Source organism: Citrobacter sp. Ca225 (assembly GCF_030337175.1).
Classification (GTDB): domain Bacteria; phylum Pseudomonadota; class Gammaproteobacteria; order Enterobacterales; family Enterobacteriaceae; genus Citrobacter_A; species Citrobacter_A amalonaticus.
In genome coordinates, this window is record NZ_JAOWCD010000102.1 from 133,554 (window position 1) to 151,648 (window position 18,095).

Annotated in this window: 19 protein-coding genes; 11 read left to right on the top strand and 8 right to left on the bottom strand. The window is 53.0% G+C overall.

Going from position 1 to position 18,095, the window contains the following annotated elements; genetic code table 11:
- Window positions 1-101 precede the first annotated feature (101 nt).
- The gene (gene mdtM / locus OGW13_RS23760; protein ID WP_162178929.1) at window positions 102-1,334 is read left to right on the top strand and encodes a multidrug efflux MFS transporter MdtM; all 1,233 of its coding nucleotides are present in this window, start codon (window positions 102-104) and stop codon (window positions 1,332-1,334) included.
- 30 nt (window positions 1,335-1,364) lie between these two features.
- Here mdtM and metC read toward each other — a convergent pair whose 3' ends face one another.
- Together metC and OGW13_RS23770 are read right to left on the bottom strand one after the other, a co-directional pair.
- Complete coding sequence (gene metC, locus OGW13_RS23765; protein ID WP_042999301.1) at window positions 1,365-2,555, bottom strand: cystathionine beta-lyase; 1,191 nt, start codon at window positions 2,553-2,555, stop codon at window positions 1,365-1,367.
- 25 nt (window positions 2,556-2,580) lie between these two features.
- On the bottom strand, window positions 2,581-3,819 hold the full coding sequence (locus OGW13_RS23770; protein WP_044253866.1) for a dicarboxylate/amino acid:cation symporter: 1,239 nt from the start codon (window positions 3,817-3,819) through the stop codon (window positions 2,581-2,583).
- 224 nt (window positions 3,820-4,043) lie between these two features.
- Here OGW13_RS23770 and OGW13_RS23775 point away from each other — a divergent pair, with 224 nt between their 5' ends.
- The 8 genes from OGW13_RS23775 (at window position 4,044) to OGW13_RS23810 (ending at window position 11,087) form a co-directional block, all read left to right on the top strand.
- Window positions 4,044-4,970 (top strand): LysR family transcriptional regulator, encoded by a 927-nt coding sequence (locus OGW13_RS23775; RefSeq protein ID WP_044264488.1) that lies wholly within the window; start codon window positions 4,044-4,046, stop codon window positions 4,968-4,970.
- Between the two features lie 50 nt (window positions 4,971-5,020).
- Complete coding sequence (locus OGW13_RS23780; RefSeq protein WP_044326773.1) at window positions 5,021-6,304, top strand: DUF445 domain-containing protein; 1,284 nt, start codon at window positions 5,021-5,023, stop codon at window positions 6,302-6,304.
- A 9-nt stretch (window positions 6,305-6,313) separates the two neighbouring features.
- The gene (locus OGW13_RS23785; protein WP_042999297.1) at window positions 6,314-6,553 is read left to right on the top strand and encodes a DUF2164 domain-containing protein; all 240 of its coding nucleotides are present in this window, start codon (window positions 6,314-6,316) and stop codon (window positions 6,551-6,553) included.
- A gap of 96 nt (window positions 6,554-6,649) precedes the next feature.
- Window positions 6,650-7,801 carry a double-cubane-cluster-containing anaerobic reductase gene (locus OGW13_RS23790; protein ID WP_042999296.1) on the top strand — a complete coding sequence of 384 codons (1,152 nt, stop codon included), beginning with the start codon at window positions 6,650-6,652 and terminating at the stop codon, window positions 7,799-7,801.
- A gap of 9 nt (window positions 7,802-7,810) precedes the next feature.
- Window positions 7,811-8,578: a putative 2-hydroxyacyl-CoA dehydratase activator YjiL gene (gene yjiL / locus OGW13_RS23795; protein WP_044326775.1), complete on the top strand. Its 768-nt coding sequence runs from the start codon at window positions 7,811-7,813 to the stop codon at window positions 8,576-8,578.
- Window positions 8,575-8,847 (top strand): putative Se/S carrier protein, encoded by a 273-nt coding sequence (locus OGW13_RS23800; protein WP_044326776.1) that lies wholly within the window; start codon window positions 8,575-8,577, stop codon window positions 8,845-8,847. The genes yjiL and OGW13_RS23800 overlap by 4 nt, the downstream gene beginning before the upstream one ends.
- Before the next feature lie 197 nt (window positions 8,848-9,044).
- Complete coding sequence (locus OGW13_RS23805) at window positions 9,045-9,809, top strand: SdiA-regulated domain-containing protein (protein WP_287116559.1); 765 nt, start codon at window positions 9,045-9,047, stop codon at window positions 9,807-9,809.
- Between the two features lie 78 nt (window positions 9,810-9,887).
- On the top strand, window positions 9,888-11,087 hold the full coding sequence (locus tag OGW13_RS23810) for an MFS transporter (protein WP_287116560.1): 1,200 nt from the start codon (window positions 9,888-9,890) through the stop codon (window positions 11,085-11,087).
- Here the strand turns inward: OGW13_RS23810 and OGW13_RS23815 are convergent.
- The 6 genes from OGW13_RS23815 to OGW13_RS23840 form a co-directional block, all read right to left on the bottom strand.
- Window positions 11,071-11,295, bottom strand: a complete 225-nt coding sequence (locus OGW13_RS23815) for a hypothetical protein (RefSeq protein WP_042999291.1) — start codon at window positions 11,293-11,295, stop codon at window positions 11,071-11,073. The genes OGW13_RS23810 and OGW13_RS23815 overlap by 17 nt on opposite strands.
- A 20-nt stretch (window positions 11,296-11,315) precedes the next feature.
- Complete coding sequence (locus tag OGW13_RS23820; protein ID WP_042999290.1) at window positions 11,316-11,516, bottom strand: hypothetical protein; 201 nt, start codon at window positions 11,514-11,516, stop codon at window positions 11,316-11,318.
- Between the two features lie 618 nt (window positions 11,517-12,134).
- Window positions 12,135-12,554: a hypothetical protein gene (locus OGW13_RS23825; RefSeq protein ID WP_042999289.1), complete on the bottom strand. Its 420-nt coding sequence runs from the start codon at window positions 12,552-12,554 to the stop codon at window positions 12,135-12,137.
- A 245-nt stretch (window positions 12,555-12,799) separates the two neighbouring features.
- Window positions 12,800-14,149: an MFS transporter gene (locus tag OGW13_RS23830; protein ID WP_042999288.1), complete on the bottom strand. Its 1,350-nt coding sequence runs from the start codon at window positions 14,147-14,149 to the stop codon at window positions 12,800-12,802.
- 20 nt (window positions 14,150-14,169) lie between these two features.
- Window positions 14,170-15,087 (bottom strand): hydroxymethylglutaryl-CoA lyase, encoded by a 918-nt coding sequence (locus OGW13_RS23835; protein WP_287116562.1) that lies wholly within the window; start codon window positions 15,085-15,087, stop codon window positions 14,170-14,172.
- 11 nt (window positions 15,088-15,098) lie between these two features.
- Window positions 15,099-16,295, bottom strand: a complete 1,197-nt coding sequence (locus OGW13_RS23840; protein WP_042999286.1) for a CaiB/BaiF CoA transferase family protein — start codon at window positions 16,293-16,295, stop codon at window positions 15,099-15,101.
- 236 nt (window positions 16,296-16,531) lie between these two features.
- Between OGW13_RS23840 and OGW13_RS23845 the strand changes: the two genes are divergently transcribed.
- The gene (locus OGW13_RS23845) at window positions 16,532-16,942 is read left to right on the top strand and encodes a PrpR N-terminal domain-containing protein (protein WP_287116564.1); all 411 of its coding nucleotides are present in this window, start codon (window positions 16,532-16,534) and stop codon (window positions 16,940-16,942) included.
- 24 nt (window positions 16,943-16,966) lie between these two features.
- On the top strand, window positions 16,967-17,947 hold the full coding sequence (locus OGW13_RS23850) for an IS5-like element ISEc68 family transposase (protein ID WP_000082736.1): 981 nt from the start codon (window positions 16,967-16,969) through the stop codon (window positions 17,945-17,947).
- Window positions 17,948-18,095: the final 148 nt, after the last annotated feature.

Genomic DNA, 18,095 nt, shown 5'->3' on the forward strand with positions numbered 1-18,095 from the left:
CTGCTGTTCTCTCTTTTCTGCCTGATGTCCCTGTGACAGTATTGAATTTCGTTGTTCCCGTTAAGGGGTTCTCCACATGGAGTTCGTTTTGTATGCAATGGATTATTGAGTTTTTTAAGCGGCACGCCACGACGCTGTTCTTTCCGATGGCGCTGATTCTGTACGATTTTGCCGCCTATCTGTCGACGGACCTGATTCAGCCGGGCATCATCAACGTCGTGCGTGAGTTTGACGCCGATGTCAGTCTGGCACCGGCGGCGGTCAGTCTCTATCTCGCCGGAGGGATGGCGCTGCAATGGCTGCTGGGGCCGCTTTCCGACCGGATCGGTCGTCGTCCGGTATTGGTCACGGGGGCGCTCATTTTTTCCCTCGCCTGTACCGCCACGCTGTTCACCACTTCAATGACACAGTTTCTGGTCGCGCGCGTGGTGCAGGGCACCAGCATCTGCTTTATCGCGACGGTCGGCTATGTCACGGTGCAGGAGGCGTTCGGACAAACGAAAGCCATCAAGCTGATGGCAATCATCACCTCTATCGTGCTGGTAGCGCCGATCATTGGCCCGCTTTCCGGTGCGGCGCTGATGCACTTCGTCCACTGGAAGGTGCTGTTCGCCATTATTGCGGTAATGGGTTTTATCGCCTTTATGGGCCTGTTGCTGGCGATGCCGGAGACGGTCCAGCGCGGCGCGGTGCCGTTTAGTGCGATCAGCGTCGTACGCGATTTTCGCGATGTCTTTCGCAACCGCGTGTTCCTCTTTGGCGTCGCCACGATCTCGCTAAGTTACATCCCAATGATGAGTTGGGTCGCCGTTTCCCCGGTGATCCTGATCGACGCGGGTGGCATGACGTCCTCCCAGTTCGCCTGGGTACAGGTTCCGGTATTCGGTGCGGTCATCGTCGCCAACATGGTCGTTGCTCGTTTTGTAAAAGATCCGACCAACCCGCGCTTTATCTGGCGTGCGGTGCCCATTCAGCTCAGCGGCCTGTTTGTACTGATCGCCGGGAACCTGCTCTGGCCTCACGTGTGGCTGTGGTCGGTGTTGGGCACCAGTCTGTATGCGTTTGGCATTGGGCTAATCTTCCCGACGCTGTTCCGCTTCACGCTGTTTACCAACAACCTGCCGAAAGGAACCGTGTCGGCCTCGCTGAACATGGTCATACTGGCGGTGATGGCCGTTTCCGTCGAAATCGGTCGCGGACTGTGGTTTAACGGCGGTCGGATCCCGTTTCACCTGTTGGCGGTCATTGCGGGAGTGGCGGTGGTATTCACGTTGAAAGGGTTGTTAACGCGGGTACGCCAGTATCACGCAACGGAACTGGCAACAGAGAAGTAAAATCAGGCCCCGCCATGCGGGGCCGTTTTTTTAAGCAATGCGGGCAAATCCGGCTTCAAGGTCGGCAATCAAATCGCCGACATCTTCCAGACCGATATGCACCCTCACCAGCGTCCCGCTGAAATCAACCTCACCGGCCGGGCGAATGCTGTTCAACTCTTCCGGTTGGTTCGCCAGAATCAACGACTCAAATCCGCCCCATGAGTAAGCCATGTGGAACAGCGAGAAGTTATCGAGGAAGTTCGCTAACTGTTCATCCGTCAGTCGCTTTTTCAGCACGAACGAGAACAAACCAGAACTGCCGCTGAAATCACGCGTGAAGTATTCGTGGCCCGGACATTCCGGCAGTGCCGGATGATTCACCCGCGCCACTTCTGCGCGTGCCGACAGCCAACGGGCAATCTGAATGCTACTCTCCTGATGCTGCTTCAGACGCACCGACAGCGTACGCAGGCCGCGACTGCCGTTATACGCGGTATCGGCATCCAGCGTTTGCCCCATCAGATACGAGTTTTCACGCAATTGGTCCCAGCAACGGGCGTTGGATACCGCCGTTCCCAGCATGCCGTCAGAGTGACCAATCGTGTATTTGGTGCCAGCCTGAATCGAGATATCCACGCCGTAGTCCAGCGCCTTAAACAACACGCCAGCCGCCCAGGTGTTGTCGATCATAATGACGATCTCCGGGTTCACCGCACGAATAGCCTTCACCATTCCCGGCACATCCTGCACTTCCATGGTGATCGAGCTCGGTGATTCAAGGAACACCACTTTGGTTTCTGGGCGGATCAGATCGACAATTCCGGCGCCGATCATCGGATCGTAGTACGTCGTTTCGACGTTGAATTTGCTCAGGATCTTATTGCAGAAATCCTGTGTTGGTTCATATGCCGCCCCGGTCATCAGCAGATGATCGCCACGTTGTACAAACGCGAGGATCGCGTTTGTCACCGCCGCCGCACCGCACGGATAGAGCGCACAGCCGACGCCGCCTTCCAGTTCGCTCATCGCTTTCTGAAACGCGAAGTGGGTATAAGTGCCGCGACGACCATAAAACAACTCACCGTTTGCGCGATTGGCGGTGGCGAATTTTTTGTCCTTCACGGTATCAAACACCAGCGAAGAGGCGCGCTGGATAACCGGGTTTACCGCGCCCTGGGTATAGCGTTTATCGCGTCCGGCGATGACCAACTGGGTTTCGAGTTTCACTGAATCTTTCATAACCTTCTTATCCTTAATCCGTGCGTTAAACCTCGGCGGCCGTCGCCGTCGCATTCATCTCTGCATTCACCGACTTTTTCCCGGAGAAGCGTTCTACAATTTGTGCCGCATTCAAATCATGAATCACGTTAATTAGCGTCGCCGGGGCATCGGTAATGGTACCCAGCACCACCAACATCGGAATGGTTTCCATCGGCAGTCCCAGCGTGGTGACGATAAAGATCTCCCCAAGGAACGCCCCGCCCGGTACGCCGCCGACGATAATCGCGGAAAGCACGGCGATCAGCATGGTCAGGAAGAAGGTTTCCGTGGTGAATGGGATCCCCAGCACCGAGTAAATAAAGACGATCTTCAGCGCCGCAATCATCGCCACGCCGCCTTTGTTCAGGTTGACCAGCAGTGGGATCGAGACATCCACAATTTCCGGGTTAATCCCCATCGCTTTGCCCGCGCGCAGCGTCACCGGCAGCGTGCCCAGCGAAGAACAGGTACCCAGCGCCGTGACAGAAGGCTCAATGGCGTGACGCCAGAATGCCTTCACCGCCGGTACGCCGCCGCCAATGTAAGAGTAGAGAATAGAGCCGAAAATGTAGTAAGCCAGCGTGGCAACCATGAACAGACCAATTGCCCGGGCAAAGGTGAGCAGCAGCCCGGAATCCTGGCTGGCCATCGTCGCCGCAAAGTAGCAACCGAGCCCCAGCGGCGCGACCTTCATGATGATCGACACGATCTTCATAATGACGGTGTTGGCATCGTCCAGCAGCGAGGCAATACGTTTACCCGCCTGTTCTGACTGACCAATCGCGATCCCGGCAATGATCGCCATCACGATCAGCGCGAGAATATTCGACTTAGAAAACAGACCAATAAAGTCATTGGTGGTGATCATGCTGACAAAATCCATCTTGCCGCTGCCCGCCTGTACGGACTGCGAGAGATCGATAGTGACCCCCTGCGCCGGGTTGTACCACAGGGCTAACGCCACGATGCCGGCCGCCGGAATAAACGCCATCGCGATGGAAACGATAAAGATAATCGCCATAATTCGCCCTAAGCGTTTCAGGTCGGTCATACTGGCGATAGAGGACATTACGCTGATTCCCACCAGCGGAACGATAATCATAAATAACAGGTTCAGGAAAATCTGACCTATCGGCTGGAGTTTACTGGCAAACGCGGGGGCTAAAATCCCTAATAAACCACCTGCCACCAGAGCAAGTAATAAAATAATTGACGATTTGTAGGGTTCGAGTCGTGTCCACATAATCGGTACCTTTTATAAGAATGGAATTAAATGAGAGTAAATTCACAATTTGGCGACGTTCTGTTTTTGCCTCCTTACTATTTGTGACGCACCTCACTTAAGTTGTTATTTTTTCATTTTGTGCGTATGTCGTTTCCTGTGATTCAATAGTTACATGTTTCAAAACCCAATGTAACGGCCTATTCGTACCGTTTTTGCAAATCACTTATGAGCAAAAGGAAACAATGAGCGCACCCATTTCTCTCAAGCACTTAGAGTTTTTTGTCCGGATTGTGGACTGCGGAGGTTTATCTGAAGCCGCGGTGCAACTTAACGTGTCACCGTCCGCGGTCAGTAAAAGTCTGGCGGCAATGGAAGATACGCTGGGGACAACATTAATTAAGCGCACGACCCGCAGTATTACGCTGACCGACGCCGGGCAATATTTGTTTAACCGGGCCAATAAATTACTGAAAGAATTTGATGAAACGCTTAATACTACCTCTGGTTATTATCATAATCCGCAAGGTGAATTACGCATTACCTGTTCGATTGCCTTCGGCTATTCCCGACTGGTCAATCTGGTGGACAAATATCGCACCCAATACCCGGATGTGAACCTGTATATCGATCTCAACGATAACTTCGTCAATCTGAACGACACGGATTTCGATATCGCCCTGCGCATCTCCACCGCCCCGCCGCAAAACTATGCCACGCGTAAACTGGTGCCGATCCGCTGGGCGTACTGCGCCTCCCCCGGTTACCTCGCGAAGAAAGGGATGCCGCTGCGTCGTACCGATCTGGTCGATCACGATTGTCTGGTTTATCCTGGCCTGACCCCAGTTCTGAAGGTTGCCGACGAGCAGGATCGCCTGCATCAGCTAAAACTGCATATGCCGATCCAGGCCAACAGCAGCCTGGTCCTGCTGAAGTCGGTGCTGGAAGATCAGGGCGTGGCCTATCTGCCGACCTATCTGATTGGCGATCATATCCAGAAAGAGGAGATCACCCCGCTGATGCTCGACGGCACGATCGCCTGCGAAACGCACACCCTTTACGCGCTCTATTTCCCCAGCAAATACAGCAATCCGAAGGTGCGTTCGTTTATTGATTTTTTGGTCGCGGAGTTAGGGACACTGCCAGCGTGGGACAACTGGATCCCCGGCTGATCCCCGGTTGTTTTTGCACTATCCCTCCGTCTGGCTCTATCCTTAAGCGTATGAATAAAATTGCTGAACTCAAACGCGCCAAACTGCTGGCGCTTTCGTTACTGCTGATCGCGGCCACTACGTTCGTCATCACCCTCTTCCTGCCGCCTGGTTTTTGGGTCAGCGGGATCAAAGCCATTGCCGAGGCGGCGATGGTCGGTGCCCTGGCGGACTGGTTCGCGGTGGTGGCGCTGTTTCGCCGCGTCCCTCTCCCGTTCATTTCGCGGCACACGGCGATTATTCCCCGCAATAAGGACCGCATCGGCGAGAATCTGGGGCAGTTTGTGCAGGAGAAATTCCTCGACACCCAGTCCCTGGTCGCGCTGATCCGCCGCCATGAACCCGCGCTGCTGATTGGCAACTGGTTCAGCCAGCCGGAAAACGCCCAGCGGGTCGGACAGCATCTGTTGCAGATCATGAGCGGTTTTCTGGAACTGACCGACGATGCCCGTATCCAGCGCCTGCTAAAACGGGCGGTGCATAAGGCGATTGATAAGGTCGATCTCTCCGGCACCAGCGCCCTGATGCTGGAAAGCATGACCAAAAACGATCGCCATCAGGTTCTGCTCGATACGCTGATCGTCCAGTTGATATCCCTCCTCCAGCGCGACAGTTCGAGGACCTTTATCGCCCGGCAAATCGTCCACTGGCTGGAGACCGAGCATCCGCTGAAGGCTAAAATTCTGCCTACCGAATGGCTGGGCGAGCACAGCGCGGAGCTGGTATCGGAAGCGGTGAACTCGCTGCTCGACGACATCAGCCACGATCGCGCGCATCAAATCCGCCACGCCTTCGATCGCGCCACGTTCAGGCTTATCGACAAACTGAAAAACGATCCGGAGATGGCGAACCGGGCAGAAAGCATCAAAGATTACCTGAAAGAAGATGAAGCCTTTAACCGCTACCTCGGCGAGCTGTGGGCGGATTTACGTCAGTGGCTGAAGCAGGATATCAACGCCGACGATTCCAGAGTGAAGCAGCGAATCGCCCATGCCGGACAGTGGTTTGGCGAAACGCTGATCGCCGACGATGCGCTGCGCGCTTCGCTCAACGGCCATCTGGAGCAGGCCGCCCATCGGGTGGCGCCGGAGTTTGCCGCCTTCCTGACCCGCCACATCAGCGATACGGTGAAAAGCTGGGATGCCCGCGATATGTCGCGGCAGATTGAACTTAACATCGGGAAAGATTTACAGTTTATCCGCGTCAACGGCACGCTGGTGGGCGGGACGATCGGGCTGGTCTTATACCTGTTATCGCAACTTCCCTCACTGCTGCCCGCACTGTCCACTTTTTAAGGAGAAAAAATGGCTGACATTACCCTTTCCCCGGCGCAGCGCGACGGTCTGCGCGATGCGCTCAGAGACTACTGCCGCGATCATTTCGAACTGGAGCTGGAACAGTTCGACGCTGAGTTTTTTATTGATTTCATTAGCGAAAAACTAGGGCCTGTGTACTACAACGCGGGCATTGAGGAGGCGATTCGCACGCATCTGGCCTGGAGCGAGCGCATCCAGGAAGAGATGGATCTGAAGAAGATTTTATAATGCCTTACCTGGCGGGAGATCAATAAACCCATAACATTGACATGGTTATAATGCGAGCACTTTTAACATCTCCCGTGTCACGGGGAAGGAAAATCCATGTCGCTTATCACCGATCTGCCCGCCATTTTCGACCAGTTCTCTGAAGCCCGCCAGAAAGGCTTTCTCACCGTGATGGATCTCAAAGAGCAGGGTATCCCGCTGGTGGGAACCTATTGCACCTTCATGCCGCAGGAGATCCCGATGGCGGCGGGTGCGGTGGTGGTCTCGCTGTGCTCAACGTCGGATGAAACCATCGAAGAAGCCGAAAAAGATCTACCGCGCAACCTCTGCCCGCTGATCAAAAGCAGCTACGGTTTCGGCAAAACCGACAAATGCCCCTATTTTTACTTTTCCGACCTGGTAGTGGGTGAAACCACCTGCGATGGCAAAAAGAAAATGTACGAATATATGGCGGAGTTCAAAGCCGTTCACGTCATGCAGTTGCCAAACAGCAGCCAGGATGCCGCCTCACGCGCGCTGTGGAAAGCAGAAATTCTGCGTCTGCAACAGGCTGTGGAAGCACGCTTTGGGACGCCGGTTACCGAAGCGGCACTGCGTGACGCCATTGTCCTCAAAAACCGTGAGCGTCGTGCACTGGCGAATTTCTATCGTCTCGGGCAGCTTAATCCCCCTGCATTGAGCGGCAGCGATATCCTGAAAGTGGTGTACGGCGCGACCTTCCGCTTTGATAAAGAAGCCCTTATCGACGAACTGAACAGCATGGCTGAACGCGTGCGCCAGGCATGGCAGGATGGTAAACGACTGGACGCCCGTCCGCGTATTCTGATCACCGGCTGTCCGATCGGCGGCGCGGCAGAAAAAGTGGTGCGCGCCATTGAGGAAAACGGCGGTTGGGTGGTGGGATACGAAAACTGTACCGGCGCGAAGGCGACCGAGCAGTGCGTCGCGGAAACTGGTGACGTATACGAGGCGCTCACCGACAAATATCTCGCCATCGGCTGTTCGTGCATCTCTCCAAACGATCAGCGCCTGACGCTGCTCAGCCAGATGGTGGAAGAGTACCATGCAGACGGCGTGGTGGACGTGATTTTGCAGGCCTGTCATACCTATGCCGTTGAATCACTGGCAATTAAGCGCCATGTTCGCCAGCAACACAACATTCCTTATATCGCCATTGAAACCGACTACTCTACCTCGGATGTCGGCCAGCTCAGCACCCGCGTCGCGGCCTTTATTGAAATGCTGTGAGGAGCAGGCGTGACGTATTCGATAGGAATTGATTCCGGCTCGACGGCGACCAAAGGCATTTTACTCACCGGCGGTGTGATTGAGCGCCGTTTCCTGTGCCCGACGCCATTCCGCCCTGCCGATGCCATCCGCGAGGCCTGGGAGGTTCTCGCGGAAGGTCTGGAAACGCGCCCCTACCTGACCTTAACCGGCTATGGCCGCCAGCTGGTTGATTTTGCCGACAAGCAGGTGACGGAAATCTCCTGTCACGGACTGGGTGCGCGGCTGCTCGCACCTGCCACCCGCACGGTCATTGACATCGGTGGACAGGATAGCAAGGTGATCCAACTGGATGACGACGGTAACCTCACCGACTTTCTGATGAATGACAAATGCGCGGCGGGCACCGGGCGCTTTCTGGAGGTCATTTCGCGCACCCTGGGCGCCAGCGTGGAGCAACTCGATACCATTACCGCTGGCGTTGCGCCGCACGCCATCAGCAGTATGTGCACTGTTTTTGCCGAATCCGAAGTGATTAGCCTGCGCTCTGCGGGTATCGCCCCGGAAGCGATCCTCGCGGGGGTGATCAATGCCATGGCGCGGCGCAGCGCCAACTTCATTGGTCGACTCTCTTCAGAAGGGCCACTGCTGTTTACCGGCGGCGTCAGCCACTGCGCAGCGTTTGCCAGGATGCTGGAAGCCCATGTCGGTATCCCGGTAAACACCCACCCGGACGCGCAGTTTGCCGGCGCCATCGGCGCGGCGCTGATCGGCCAGCGGCAGAGAACGCGCGGATGACGGAATACCTGTTTTTATTTCATTCGACGGTGGGCGTGATCCAGACCCGCAAAGCGTTGCAGGCCGCAGGCGTGACCTTTCGGGTCGCCGACATTCCCCGCCAGTTGCGCGGGGGCTGCGGACTGTGCGTCTACCTGCATTGCCAGCCCGGAGAACAAGATCGGTGGGTGATCCCCGGTCACACCGAATCGATCTACCGCCTTGAGCAGGGCGACTGGCAATGTGTGGCAACCTTCGACGCGCCAGCACGTTGCCCCGCGAAACCATGATAAATATCACTATGCAATTATCACCCGTTTAAGGATTCATTAAGATTAATCTTTATACTTTCTCCCTTAATGTCTTTGTTTTTATTTAAGGAAGAATAATGAGATTGTCCGCCCGATATCTGAATTCACCTCTGCGAATCATGCTTCTTCTTACTTTACTCATTGCGGGGGCGAGTTATGTCATATCGGGTAACGCCATGCCCGACAATGACAATAACTCCCTTGCCGATTATCGCGCGACGATAGACGCTAAACAGATCGCGGGCGTGAAAAAAAATGTCTCCTCACTCACCTGGTCCGATAAAACGAATACGTTGTTCAGCACAATCAATAAACCCGCCGCGATTATTGAATTAACCCGCCAGGGTCAACTGCTGCGTACCATCCCACTCGATTTTATTCGCGATCTGGAGACGATCGAGTTCATTGGTAACGACACATTTGTCATCAGCGATGAAAGTGACTATTCCATCTACGTGATTACCCTCAATGCGCAGTCACAGGTCAACATCGTCAAAAAGTTAACGCTTAATCTCTATGAAACCCCGACCAACGACGGTTTTGAGGGCCTCGCCTGGTCACGTGAAAAAGAGACATTCTGGTTTTTTAAAGAAAAGAGACCGATTGGGATCTATAAAGTGACGGGGCTGCTCAATAATGACAATCTGACCATCAGTAAAGACCATGCGCTGCAACAACAGCTAGATGTGCAGGATATTTCAGGCGCGGAGTTTAATCCGCAGCGGAACAGCCTGCTGATCCTATCTCACGAATCACGAGTGCTCAAAGAGGTCAGAACCGACAGCAACGTTCTCGGCGTCATGCCGCTAACCGAAGGTCACCACGGGTTGGCGCACACCATACAGCAGGCTGAAGGGATCGCGATGGATAACCAGGGGACGCTGTTTATCGTGGCAGAGCCCAACCTGTTTTACCGCTTCACGTCTGAGAGCGCACAATAATACCGCCATCGCCTTACCCATTTGTTATAAATTTGTTACTCTCGCATTTCGCTCACGACAAATAACAATGGGTACGGCATGAGCCAGCAACCGCACATCGCAGACCGGTATTCACTGCGCACCGCCCTTTTCGGGATGATGGTCCTCGCGCTGGGCATGGGAATTGGCCGTTTTCTCTATACCCCAATGCTGCCCGTACTGCTGGCTGAGGGGCGCTTCACGTTTTCCGAACTGTCGTGGATAGCCAGCGTCAACTATGCGGGATACCTGGTCGGCAGCCTGTTGTTCTCGTTCGGGCTTTTTCATCTGCCGGGACGTTTACGCCCTATGCTGTTGAGTTCAGCGGTGGCGACCGGCGCACTGATCCTCGCGATGGCGCTATTCTCCAATCCCATGGTGGTGATGCTGGTGCGCTTTTTGGCGGGAGTCGCCAGCGCCGGGATGCTGATCTTTGGCTCCACGCTGGTGCTGCAACATACCCGCAATCCTTTTGTCATTGCCTCGCTGTTTTCTGGCGTCGGCGTCGGGATTGCGCTGGGTAACGAGTACGTGATTGCTGGTCTGCACTTTGCGCTCTCCTCCCACGCGCTGTGGATCGGGGCGGCGGCCTTCTCGGCCGTCCTGGCGATATTGCTGATGCTGCTGCTTCCGTCCCACGCCCACGCGCTGCCTGCCGCCACCCAGACAAAAAGTGACCCGCAACCGATGCGCTGGTGGCTACTGGCACTGCTCTACGGACTGGCAGGATTCGGTTACATCATCGTTGCCACCTATTTACCGCTAATGGCGAAAGGGGCGGGTTCTCCACTGCTGACGGTTCATCTGTGGACGTTGGTCGGTGTCTCAATTGTGCCGGGCTGCTTCGCCTGGCTGTGGGCCGCGAAACGCTGGGGAGTGCTGCAATGCCTGACGGCAAACCTGGTAATTCAGGGGGCCTGTGTGATCCTGACGCTGGCCAGCGGCTCTCCGCTGTTGCTGGTACTGAGCAGCGTGGGGTTCGGCGCAACGTTTATGGGCACCACCTCGCTGGTCATGACCCTCGCGCGACAGCTTATTGTGCCGGGAAACCTCAACCTGCTCGGGTTTGTGACGCTGACCTACGGTATCGGCCAGATTCTGGGTCCGCTGTTAACCACGCTGTTAGGCAGTGGCACGCAGGCGATTACCGATGCCACGCTGTGCGGCGCGCTGGCGTTATTTATCGCCGCGACGATCAGCGCCCTGCAATTCTATAAACAAAAGCGTTTGTTGGCGTGCCGCATCAAAGACATGCGCTGACCATAATGCGGGGGACCTGGTGGATCCACTCCAGTAATTCGTAAAGCAGCGAAGCCGTGACGATTTTACTGGTTGTCGCGGTTGACCAGGGAAAGAGCGTTACGCTGAGTTCCCACGTCATGAGCGAGACGGTTGTCACGACCAGGGTCAGTCCTAATGCGGTGACAGTAATACACGCCATGGCGCGCCAGAGAGGTAAAAACATCATCCTGTAAAATCCGCCCGCACTTATTCACGGCCGCCTTCATTGGCGGTGCGATGCAGCATGAGCGCTTCGGCAATAATGTCCTGTTTGCTTTTACGCGTTTCTAACGCCAACGCCCGAACGTAGTCCCATAGCGTAGTCTCAACACGGGCGCTTAACAGCACCATATCTTTAGAACGGGTTCCCCTGGCTTTACGGGTATCGGGATAATCGCGGGAAGGCATCGTCGGCTCCTGAAGGCTATGTCGTCTTAACTGGGGAGGAATATGCAGTTGGTCGAATAACAAGTCAACGTACAAAATTTCAGCAGCCGGGTGATAGAAATGTTAAGAAAACGCCTTAAAATGGAACGCTGTTTCAAGTGAAAGATAGCCCGTAGCAGGCTAATGATGTCAGGGTTTATTTACATGTTCTGATTAATTCAGTGCATTTCAGCCCCTGCGCTTCCGGCAAAACATTCACCACGATTATTGAAAATTCCTATGCGCCAATAAGTTACTTCCAGGATAAATGTTTACTTTGAAGGCAATAACTGGCTTTTTTAGAGAGAGTTACGACGATCTCTTTCAATAATTTTCGCTAACGTCACTTCTTTTCTTTGTTATCAGACGTCTTACCACCGCCACCATAAACGCAATAAAGGTAAACAAGTCGTAAATAAGGACATTTTTTAACGACGCAAATTAAGTGCGTATCAATTGACATGGATCAATTTTAAAAGCTGAATTTTGCCAGCTTTTGGTAAGAATCTGATGAAGCGCACAAATACCGACTGCTTTTGTACACTAAATTTTACGCCACCAGACATGCCTGTCATCCGCGGGTGATATTGACTTTACTTTTCATCGCCACACTTCCAGCACGACGGAACCAAAGTTATTCCAGTACATCCCCGACATATCATTTGCAAACACCACTAACTCACCGCTGCGGGGCGCAATCCAGCCATTATTGAGCCGGGTGCCGTCGCCAATCACAAACATGGTATCGGTTGATTTATCAATAGTACCAATCAGGGTAAACCAGGTCGCAGATTCGTGGCGGCAACGCAGCCAGAGTCGGGCAAAATTCAAATAGCCGACGGTGTAACCGTTCGCGTCACAATAATGCCCCATATCGCACCACTTTCCGGTGACATGAAAGAAATACCTGACGCCCTGCTCAACAAACAGCTCCGTTTCAACCCATTTATCGCGTGAGCGAATTTGAGTTCGCTTCACCCGTCGTGAAGCCAGTGGCGGAACGCACATTCGATCAACCATACATCATCACCTTTGCGCAAACACAGTTATGCAGGCCGCCAAAGGCCGCCCGGATAAAACGATGACGAACAGGAGGGGTAACACTAATTTTTATGAACTCTGCGGCCGCGCTCCATAACAGGAAAGTTGTAATCAGCGCGTGCCGTTTCATACCTTTCATTGACCTGACGCGATAGCGCCTACAGATGCGCCGTTCAACGTGCGGGTAAGCAGTCCACGCGCTTACCCGCACAGTATCCTACGGGTTACCGGTAGTTGACCTTCATATTTTTCGACAACGGTTCAATGACCGTGGAGACCAGAATAAAGCACAGAACACAGAACCCGGTCATCGCCATGAATACCGCATCCCAGTTGTAAGCATCCAGAATAATACCCACGATCAGCGGCATACACATGCCACCCAGTTGCCCGCCCATGTTGATCACGCTGTAAGCGATCGGATAAATGTCTTTATTTGCCCGCCCCATCGCGTAGACCGAGTAAGCCGAATAGCCCAGCGACAGCATCAGCCCCAGCAGGAACAGCATCAGCGACAGAACGATTTTGCTTTCTGGCGCATAAACCAGCGAGTACATGGTGAAAATCGTCGCCCCGGCGCTAAGCAACATCAACGGTTTACGACGCTTGTTCAGCACCCGGTCAGAGAGCACGCCGCCAATAAAGTTGCCCATGACCGTCCCGAGAAACGGTGCGGCTGCCAGTGCGGCAGAACTCGTCAGATCGAATCCGCGTTCGGTGATCAGATACTTGGGCAGCCATGACATCAGCACGCTGACAATCCCCACCATCGAGAAGTATCCCAGCGCGACGCCATAAATATCCCAGCAGCGGAAGACCTGTTTTGAACAGGAGAGTTCTTCAACCTGCTTTGTGCGAATTAGCTTGTCGAGCCAGCAGTAATTGAACTCAGGAACGACCGGTGCGGCGGCTTCCTGAGTCGTCGCCGGAAGCTGTTCTTCGCGGATGTAAGCGACCTCTTGCTCATTCACGAAGCGGCTCTCTTCCGGCTTATTGCGAACCATCAGATACCAGAAGATCGCCAACAGCAACCCCGGAATGGCAAAGAAGACAAAGATATAGCGCCATCCCCAGACGGTGATGATCCAGGCGCACAGCGGCGGGACGATCAGTGGACCAAACTTGGATCCTGCCAGAAACAGCCCGGTTGCCGTCCCTTTTTCCTTCGGGGGAAACCACTGGTTGATAGTCACCGTCGAGCCAATAACCACCGGTGACTCACAGACGCCCACCATAAAACGCAGGATCTTCAGCAGGAAAATGTTATTCACCATCCCCATCAACCCCGTAAATACGGAGGTTAATAACATCCCCATCGCAAATGCATTACGCATGCCGAACTTCTTAATCAAGTACCCGGCAGGAATTTGAAAAAACGCATAGCCGGCAAAGAACAGGCTGATTAACAGTCCTGCCATGGTATTTGAGATTTGAAATTCTTCCTGAATAAACGGAATAGCAAAGCCGATATTTGCGCGATCGGCGTTAGCTACGGTGTAGGTTACAAAAATAAAACTCATGACCCACCATCTGTAATGGGTCATCTTCGGCTTCCCGATATTATTATTCATCATGTCTGTTTCCGTATCAGAGGTCAGATTTTTTCGCTGCAAAAATCAAATTCACTGTAGGTTCTGGCTCGCGAAAGACTGCTCAACAACGTCGGTTCAATCGTGCTGCGGATCAGGTTTGCGATATCCAGCAGGTCAGGCAGTGAGATACCGGTATCGAACCCCATTCGGTTAAACATATTCACCGCATCCTCGGTGGCGGCATTACCGGCGGCCCCAGGCGCAAACGGGCACCCGCCCAGTCCACCGACAGCGGTCTCAAAGCGCGTTATGCCCGACTGAACACCAGCAAACATACAGGCCAGCGCCATACCGTGGGTGTTATGCAGATGCAAACCAATGTCCATTTTGGGGAATTTCTGCTGGATCCCGCGCAGTACAGATAATGTCTGAGTCGGATTGGCGACGCCGATGGTGTCGCACAGGGTTACCGCCGAAATCCCGAGATCATCGGCAAACTTGATCATATCCATCAGCGTTTCACGACTGGTCTCGCCAATAAACGGGCAGCCAAATACCGTCGCCAGCGACAGCGTAATAGTCATATCCGGGAACGTGTGGCGAATTTTATAAAGATCCTCCAGCGACTCGGCATGCGTCAGGTTAATGTTGGCCTTGTTATGCGCCGGACTGACCGAAACCACATAGTTAATATTTTTAATGCCGGCCTCACTGGCGAGACTGGCCCCCTTCACGTTCGGTACTAACACTGACGGAATAATATGCGGATGCGTGTTCAGAACATGCTGAATAACCTCACGGGCATCGCTCATTTGTGGAATCGCCTTAGGGCTAACCATTGAGGTGATTTCCATCGCGCCGATCCCCGACTCGACCAGACGATCGATAATTTTTATTTTTAAATCGGTAGGAATAAACGCTTTGATGTTCTGAAAACCATCTCTTGGCCCGACTTCAGTAATCTGGATAAATGTCGACATGGCAGAACCCCTTACAGAACGCCGGAACGAATAAGCTGCTCAATTTTTTCATCTGAATAGCCCAGACGTTCTTTAAGCACTTCGTAATTATGTTGACCAAGCGTGGGCGCAGGCATTCTGATGGTCGCCTTGTTGTTCGTGAATTTAACCTGATTGCCGGTCATGGTAATTTTCCCGGCGACGGGGTGTTCAATATCGACAAACATTTCGCGGGCACCAGCAATATGCGGATCCTGAGTCACGCGGTCGATGGTATTGATCGGCGCAGAAGGTATACCGGCATCCAGTAGCATCGACACGATGGTGTCGATATCTAAATCGCGGGTCCAGCATTCGATAATGTCTTTCAGCTCGGCGTGATGAGCGACGCGGTCGAGGTTAGATTTAAATTTCTCATCTTCCAGCGCGCTGATTTGCAGAACGTTTTTCAGCAGGCCATATAATTTGTCGTTGCCGCAGGCAATAATGACGTAACCGTCACGCGCCTGGAAAGAGTCATACGGATAAATCGCTTCATAGCGGTTACCAATACGTGTCGGAATACGTCCTGTATTAAGGTAAATAATGTTGATAATTTCCAGCGACGACACCATCGAATCGACCAGCGCAATATCCACTTTTTCGCCGACACCGGTTTTCAGGCGATTGACGTAAGCGGCAAGCACGCCAATAGCGCAACTCATCCCCCCGACCACATCCGCAATAGCAGTCCCGGTGCGCGTAGGCGGCGTATCAGGCCAACCGGTGGTGCTCATCAGTCCGCTCATGGCCTGGCCGATGATGTCGTAACCCGCGCGTTTCGAATACGGGCCGGTATGACCAAAGCCGGAAACGGCGCCGTAAATAATCGCTGGATTCACCTTACGCAAATCCTCATAGCCAAGTCCCAGTTTTTCCATCACACCCGGACGGTAGTTTTCCAGAACCACATCGCTGTCGCGAACTAAATCGAGAAATATCTGCCGACCTTCTTCAGATTTAAGATTCAGCGTCATTCCGCGCTTATTGCGGTTTAAATTCATAAAGTAGGCGCTTTCGCCATTAATTTGCGGCGCGTTGGCCCGTGAATCATCCCCTTTCCCCGGCAATTCGATTTTAATCACATCCGCGCCAAAATCCGCCAGCATCATTCCGCAATAAGGGCCAGCCAGCACCCGGGTTAAATCCAGCACACGAACACCGCTTAATACACCAGACTGTTTGTTCATTCCTTCCCTCACTTTTTTATTAGATAGAGCACAAGGCCGCTTGCCTTATAGATTGTCTAATCCAATATGTGTGCCAGGAATGAATAAATCGGAAGTATTTAATCTAACCAAATGAAACAAATAGATTTATTGCATTTTGCTATTTATCTGAGAGAAAGAAAAATGGCTTTCAATTTTGAAATTCATAACAGTTGTGATATTGGTTTGTGATAGCCACAAATTTTCCATGGTGATTTATGTCACATAAAACGTTACCGAATCTGGCCTTAATAACCCCCTATCCGGCACTGGCAGCCGTGGTGACTGAGCAGTGCGCCGGTATTTTTAACTGCCATGTTTTTCACGGAAGCCTGGAAAAAGCCGCGGGGATTGCGCGAAATCTCGACCCTGATTTTTATGACATCATTATCAGCCGTGGCGGTACGGCGGACTATATCGATCGCGTAACCAAAATTCCGGTAGTACGTATTCTCACGTCCGCGCTGGATTTGCTTAAATCGCTCACGCCACTGAAAAAACATCCGCATAAAATCGCCTTTTTCAATTATCAGAACTATTTATCTGACGTAAATCTGGTGGCAACCGCACTGGACGTGGAGATAGGGAAGGTGCGAATAAGTCCGAGATGTGAGATCATCGTGTTGTAACCTGAACCCAGAATGAGTAACCGGATGAGCCAGCAACTGACTTTTGCCGACAGTGAGTTTTCCAGTAAACGCCGCCAGACCCGCAAAGAAGTTTTCCTTGGCAGAATGGATGACTTGCTTCCCTGGGACAAATTACTTGGCGTTATCGAGCCTGTGTATCCCAAGGCCGGTAATGGTCGCAGGCCCTATCCGCTGGAAACCATGCTGCGTATTCACTGCATGCAGCAATGGTACAACCTGAGCGATGAGGCCATGGAAGATGCCCTCTATGAAATCGCCTCCATGCGCCAATTTGCTCGCCTGTCACTGGATAAAGCCATTCCAGACCGCACTACCATCATGAATTTCCGGCATTTGCTGGAGCAGCATGAACTGGCCCGCAAAATCTTCAGTACCGTTAATCACTGGCTAGCAGAGTGTGGCGTTCTAATGACCCAGGGCACCTTGGTGGATGCCACCATCATTCAAGCCCCCAGCTCTACCAAAAACAAACACAACAGCCGTGATGAAGACATGCACCAGACCAAGAAAGGTAACCAGTGGTACTTCGGCATGAAAGCGCACATTGGCGTGGACGCCAAAAGTGGCCTGACCCACAGTCTGGTGACCACGGCGGCTAACGAGCACGACCTCAATCAGGTTGGCAAGTTACTGCATGGCGATGAAGAATTTATCTCAGCCGATGCTGGTTATCAGGGGGCCGAAAAGCGCGATGAGCTCAGCGATGTCAGCGCAGACTGGCTTATCGCCAAGCGTCCCGGCAAAGTGAATGCATTGAAGCAACACCCGCGCAAGAACAAGCTGGCCATCCGTTACGAATACCTGAAAGCGAGTATCCGAGCGAAGGTTGAGCATCCATTTCGGATAGTAAAATGTCAGTTTGGTTTCGTCAAAGCCAGGTACAAGGGGCTGGCTAAAAATGACAGTCAACTGGCGATGTTATTCACCCTGGCGAACCTGGTTCGAGTTGACCAATTGATACGGGCACAGGCGAGATCTACCTGAAATGAGGAAATTAGCCTGAAACAGGGCCAAAATCAGCCACGAAGAGACGATTTTGGGCTGAAAATTGGAAAATTGAGCCACAGGACGTCGATAAAGGACGGTTTGGGGCGTCATATCGGGAGCTGCGGACCACTTAATCGCAACTTCC